The 5,075-nt window shown below is 69.4% G+C and carries 7 protein-coding genes and 1 pseudogene; 7 read left to right on the top strand and 1 reads right to left on the bottom strand.

All coding sequences use genetic code 11. The features are described 5' to 3' along the window. Window positions 1-28: 28 nt before the first annotated feature. Entirely contained in the window at window positions 29-232 is a 204-nt protein-coding gene (locus ACWGIU_RS29430) for a cold-shock protein (RefSeq protein WP_453710826.1), read from the bottom strand. Between the two features lie 708 nt (window positions 233-940). Here ACWGIU_RS29430 and ACWGIU_RS29425 point away from each other — a divergent pair. The 7 genes and pseudogenes from ACWGIU_RS29425 to ACWGIU_RS29395 all read left to right on the top strand — a co-directional run. Then, window positions 941-1,363: a hypothetical protein gene (locus tag ACWGIU_RS29425; protein ID WP_453710824.1), complete on the top strand. Its 423-nt coding sequence runs from the start codon at window positions 941-943 to the stop codon at window positions 1,361-1,363. A 329-nt stretch (window positions 1,364-1,692) separates the two neighbouring features. Further along, a complete protein-coding gene (locus ACWGIU_RS29420) occupies window positions 1,693-2,112 on the top strand; it encodes a cytidine deaminase (protein WP_453710822.1) in 420 nt (139 codons plus the stop codon). A gap of 217 nt (window positions 2,113-2,329) precedes the next feature. Next, the gene (locus ACWGIU_RS29415) at window positions 2,330-2,986 is read left to right on the top strand and encodes an HAD-IA family hydrolase (protein WP_453710820.1); all 657 of its coding nucleotides are present in this window, start codon (window positions 2,330-2,332) and stop codon (window positions 2,984-2,986) included. Between the two features lie 206 nt (window positions 2,987-3,192). Then, window positions 3,193-3,336, top strand: a complete 144-nt coding sequence (locus ACWGIU_RS29410; protein WP_453710818.1) for a hypothetical protein — start codon at window positions 3,193-3,195, stop codon at window positions 3,334-3,336. 71 nt (window positions 3,337-3,407) lie between these two features. Then, the gene (locus tag ACWGIU_RS29405) at window positions 3,408-3,908 is read left to right on the top strand and encodes an N-acetyltransferase family protein (protein ID WP_453710816.1); all 501 of its coding nucleotides are present in this window, start codon (window positions 3,408-3,410) and stop codon (window positions 3,906-3,908) included. Window positions 3,909-4,264: 356 nt separating this feature from the next. Then, window positions 4,265-4,663, top strand: coding sequence for a hypothetical protein (locus tag ACWGIU_RS29400; protein WP_453710814.1), 399 nt, complete (start codon window positions 4,265-4,267; stop codon window positions 4,661-4,663). Window positions 4,664-4,812: 149 nt separating this feature from the next. Continuing rightward, a pseudogene (locus tag ACWGIU_RS29395) lies at window positions 4,813-5,075 on the top strand (adenosine deaminase); the annotation flags it as partial.

Here is a 5,075-nt window from a genome sequence, read left to right as displayed (position 1 = left end):
GGCCCCAGCTACGAAGTGCGTGTCAGCGTCAGGCGGGAACGATGTTCTCGGCCGTCGGACCCTTCTGGCCCTGCGCGATGTCGAAGCGGACCTTCTGGCCCTCGAGCAGCTCGCGGAAGCCCTGGGCGGCGATGTTCGAGTAGTGGGCGAAGACGTCAGCGCCGCCACCGTCCTGCTCGATGAAGCCGAAGCCCTTTTCCGCGTTGAACCACTTCACGGTTCCAGTAGCCATGTCATATCTCCTTTGGGGCAGTGCATCGCAATCCACACTGTGTGGATTGCGTGTCGCCGCAATGATTACCCCAACCGATAATGACCGGAAAAGTAAAAGTACTCGCAGGGGCGTAAACACCTGCTGGGAGTACTTGAAGTTTTGGGAACCACAACTGCAACTGAGATCGACAGTAGCACGAATCAACATCCGTTGGACGGTGAAGGATTTCACTTCGCCCGCTGCGCGAAAAAGCCTCACGGCGTGGTTCGTCTAATTCTCATGGCGCGGGCACAGATATTGACTCGTGCGGGAGGGCAGGCTCGCCCCCGTCACGGGTTCGCCTGCCGGTGAGGGAGCGGGAACGTGTGCGGACCGACTCCGCGATCCACGGCCGGCGGATCGAACTTCGGGAGTACGTCCGCCAGGACCCGGGTCAGCTGAAAGCTGTCCCGCAGACCCCGGTGTGTCAGCGCCCGCCGGAGATGATCGGGAGAGCCCTCAGGGCTGGTGCCGGCGAACGAGGCGCCGCTCGGGGGTATCAGCGGCTGATTCCACGCCCGGGACGCGGCCACCTCGGGCATGCGCGGCCGGGCGCGGGCAGGAGCACAGCGCGGCCCTGCACACGATCATCGGTCGGTCGGCGACCTTCGGACGACCGGTGACGTAGCGGACCCGGTCGGACAGCACCCGATCCGCCACCGGTCCCAGGTTGCCGTCGTCAACCGCTTGCCCGCCGCCGTGTCCGGCCTCACCGCCCGGGTCACCCTGTTCGACACCGCCGGAACCTCCCTCAACGAACGCACCGCGCGCGGCCTACGGGTCGGCGGCGGCGGTGACGGCGACGGCGACGGCGACGGCGTGACCACCACCGCGCTGACCATTCCAGCCGTTCCGGCTTCCGCGGACGGACCGGAACCCACGGATCCCGTCCGGCTCGCCCTCGCCGACAGCGCCGGCCGCGAGGTGAGCCGCAATGTCTCCTGGCTCTCCACCCGCCCCCACGACCGCCTACGCGACCTCACCGGCCGGAACTCCCTCGCGGCCGCCACCGTGAGCGGACCGCGCGCACCACGCGCCACGCCGACTCGGTCTCCACCACCAAGGTCACCATCCGCAACACCCGTCGCGGGAGGACGCCCGCGCTGCTGACCGATCCCCCTCTCGTCGACGGCCGGGACGCACCCGTGCTGCCGTTCGGCTGGAACGACCACCGGACCAGGTCTCATACCCGGTGAGAGTGCCGTCCTGACGGCCGAGCACCGGACGGCCGACCGGCAGGTGCGGAGCTCCGGGTCCGGCTCTCGGGCTGGAACACCCCCACCACCCATATCAACCCGGGCTCTCCCTGACACCGGCACCGCGTCGGCTCGAGCGCACCCCCGGAGCCGAAACCGGCCTGCCTGGCCTGCCCGATATTCGCTTGCGCACCATCCGCCACTCGCGCCAACGTCGGCTGACACCGCACGGAGGCAGAGACGATGACCACCACCGCACATCCCCACCCCGTCGACCATGAACTCATCCGGGCCGCGACCCATATCGCGCGCACCCGATGCCGAGGCGACAACCACACCATGGCTGCCGCGGCCCGCGCCCGGGACGGCAGGATCATCACGGCGGTGAACGCGTACCACTTCACCGGTGGCCCCTGCGCCGAGCTGGTCCTCATCGGCGCCGCGGCCGCCCAGGGCGCGTACGCACTGGACACGATCGTCGCCGTGGGCGACAGGGACCGGGGAATCGTTCCCCCGTGCGGCCGATGCCGCCAGGTCCTTCTCGACTACTTCCCGGCCATCGAGGTCATCGTCGGCACGGGCGGCCACCCCCGGGCCTTCCCCATCGCCGACCTGCTCCCGGAGACCTACATCTGGGCCGATCACCAGCTCGACCCGAGGTGAACCGCCCTACGCGACCCAGCAGTACACGGCCAGGCCCTGACGTCGGGCACTGCTGACGAGGCCGGACAGATCGCCCACGATGGCTTCGGCCGTGTCCGTGTCGATGGCCTCGCCGTCCTGACTCCCTCGGACGACTCAGGTGGTGGGGGATGCATCGCAGCGACCGTCCCAGGCCGCGCACTACCAGCACAATGCGCGGTCTGGCAGGGTCCGGGTCATGAGTGATGCACCCTTTGACGCCGTCCTCTGCGATTTCGACGGGGTTCTGCGCCTGTGGGATCCCGATGGGATGGCCGCGCTTGATCGGAAGGCCGGACTGGCCGAGGGCACCCTCGCGTCAGCCGCGTTTCGCCCCGGGCTTCTGGAAGCCGCCGTCACCGGCCGGATCAGCGACGAGCAGTGGCGCCGGCGCGTCGCGGAAGACCTTGCCGAGGCCTGCGGCTCACTGGACGGCGCTCTGGATCTCGTCAGCGGCTGGACGGCGCTGACCGGCCTCGTCGACACTGCCGTCCTGGAACTCCTGACAGCGGCCCGCAACCGGGTGCCGGTGGCTCTGGTGTCGAACGCAACGACACGGCTGGAGGCCGATCTCACCGCACTGGGACTGGCCGACGCGTTCGACGCGGTCGTCAACACCGCCCGCATAGGGGTGGCCAAACCCGATCACCGGGTCTTCGAGGCCGCAGCGAAGGCGGTGGGAGTGGCACCGCAGCGATGCCTGTTCATCGACGACACGCCGGGACATGTCGCTGCGGCACAGGAGGCCGGGCTGACCGGAATCCACTATCGGCATGTCGATCAACTGAGGCGTGCGACCGCGCCGCTGCGACCGGCTGGACGGACGCCGCGGCCTGATCGAGAGTGCCCGGCATGACGACTTGAAGAGTACCGGCCGGGCGGCAGCACTGGCGCAAGGCATGGACCTGGGACACCGTCCCCGACGGGGACCGATGTCTCTGCGGCGCCTGCGGGGCGCCCGTCCGCTCATACCAGTACCGCCACTATCCGCCCGGGTCCTCCCTGTTCGACCGGTGCATCGGCTTCCCCTGGTGCTCGGAGTGCCGGATCTACAGGGCGAACATGGTGTACGTCCACCGGGAGCGCGTCCTCGTCGACGCTCTCGCCTCGCTCCCCTCCGAACAACGTGAACGGATCGCCCGTTCGGAAACACGGTTGATCGAGTTCCTGGACCGACGGCTGCGAAACGGGCAGGGCGGAGACTGACGGAGACCGGCCGGCCCCGACCGGACGCAATTCCCCGGTGGTGGCGGTGGCAGCTCTCGTACACTGCGGCGATGTCGACTGTACGAACGATGACCGAGGCCGATGTCGCGGCCGTATCGGAGATACGGGTGACCGGCTGGAAGGCCGCGTACGCGGGGATCGTCCCTCAGCCCTACCTCGATCGCATGACGGCCGAAGCAGATGCGCGCCTTCGCCGGCAGCACTTCACGAAGCCTGACAAGGTCGCCGTCGACCTGATAGCCGTGGATGACCAGGGCTCCGTGGTGGGTTGGGCGTGCCTCGGGCCCTCCCGTTCGGCTGGGGGTGAGCTCTACGCTCTGTACGTCCAGCCCTCGCTCATCGGGTCCGGAATCGGTCGCACACTCCTCCGAGCCGTGCACGCCACCGCTCGGGCTCGTGGCTTCGACTCGGTCCTGCTGTGGGTCCTCACCGACAACACCCGGGCGCGTCGCTTCTACGAACGAGCCGGATATGTGGCGGATGGTGCCGTCCAGGCCGACGACTACGACGGAGTGTCACTCACCGAAGTTCGCTACCGCCTCGCCTTGTAGCGAGGTACGACCGGACTCCTCACCCACCCGCCCGCGAGCGGAGCTCCGACCCGCGGTCTGTCCGGCGTACGCGGCCGGTCGGCCGGGGCGGTGCGGCAGCTCCGGCCGGAAAGCGGCTGGACAGTTGGCATGAGCCGCCGGAGCATGGCGCGCAGGTGCGAGCCCTTTCCAGCGGAAGGACCGTCAGGATGAGCGTGGGCGATGGGGAATCAGGCGGTCGGCGGCCCTGGCAGCGGTCGCGCGCGAACGGCAACCCAGGACAGGCGGGACCCGCGGGCCCCGGTGCGCCGGGGGGACTTCCCCACGGGCCGATTCCTCCCGGCGCGCGGATGCCGGACGCCGTACGAAACCTTCGTGTGCTGATGATGGTCCTGGGCGGCATGCAGGCCGTCCTCGGGCTCGCTCTGGTGACCAACAGCGTGGCCGTCTCCACATCCATCTGGGGCACGGGCGACGCCTCCACCCCGTGCTGCACCACGCCGGGCGAGGATCACGCCGGGATGGTCGTGCTCGCCGGCCTGCTCGTCCTCGCGATATCCGCATGGGGTGTCACCACCGCCCTCAAGTTCCCCACGCGTCATCAGGGTCTGCGCGTCTCCGCCTTCGCCTACGGGTGGACGGCCCTGCCGTTCAGCTGGGCGTTCTTCCAGGTGATACCCCTTCTGGGATTCGCCTGGCTCGTGCCGGCGATCCTCGCCATCGTCCGCCCGAACCAGCCGGAAAGCCGCGCCTGGTTCAACCATCAGCCGACGTGAGCCGGGACGGCGGCCGGGCGAACGCCCTTCGAGCGCGAGGGCAGCTCCCCGCCGGAAGGAACGATCCTCTGCGGGCCTCCCGGGTGATGCGGCGCGGCACCCGGCCCGGTGTACCGGCATGCGGCGGTCCGCCTCACCACCATGTGCCCGTGATCCCATCCCACTTGATCGGCGCGCTCTCCGCCCTCGCGCTGCTCGCACCCGCGTCCGCCTACGCGGCCTCCACCCCCGCCGTGGCTCCGGCCCCCGGCCCTGACCGGCCGGGGCAATTCTTCGCCGACCTCCCCAAGGATGGGGACCTGCACAACCACCTGGCCGGAGCGGTCACCACCGAGTTCCTGATCGAACTCGCCGCCGGGGACGGGCTGTGCTTCGAAACCACCCCGCCCGCGCCACCCGTCCCGGCTCCCAC

Source organism: Streptomyces sp. NPDC054840 (assembly GCF_053611065.1).
Note: the sequence above shows the minus strand (reverse complement) of the source record. Positions and strands in the feature narration are given on the sequence as shown.

Excerpts from the sequence above, each read along its gene's own strand:
- ACWGIU_RS29430 (WP_453710826.1), bottom strand. The coding sequence starts at position 232 with ATGGCTACTGGAACCGTGAAGTGGTTCAACGCGGAAAAGGGCTTCGGC.
- ACWGIU_RS29420 (WP_453710822.1), top strand. The coding sequence starts at position 1,693 with ATGACCACCACCGCACATCCCCACCCCGTCGACCATGAACTCATCCGG.
- ACWGIU_RS29415 (WP_453710820.1), top strand. The coding sequence starts at position 2,330 with ATGAGTGATGCACCCTTTGACGCCGTCCTCTGCGATTTCGACGGGGTT.
- ACWGIU_RS29410 (WP_453710818.1), top strand. The coding sequence starts at position 3,193 with ATGGTGTACGTCCACCGGGAGCGCGTCCTCGTCGACGCTCTCGCCTCG.
- ACWGIU_RS29405 (WP_453710816.1), top strand. The coding sequence starts at position 3,408 with ATGTCGACTGTACGAACGATGACCGAGGCCGATGTCGCGGCCGTATCG.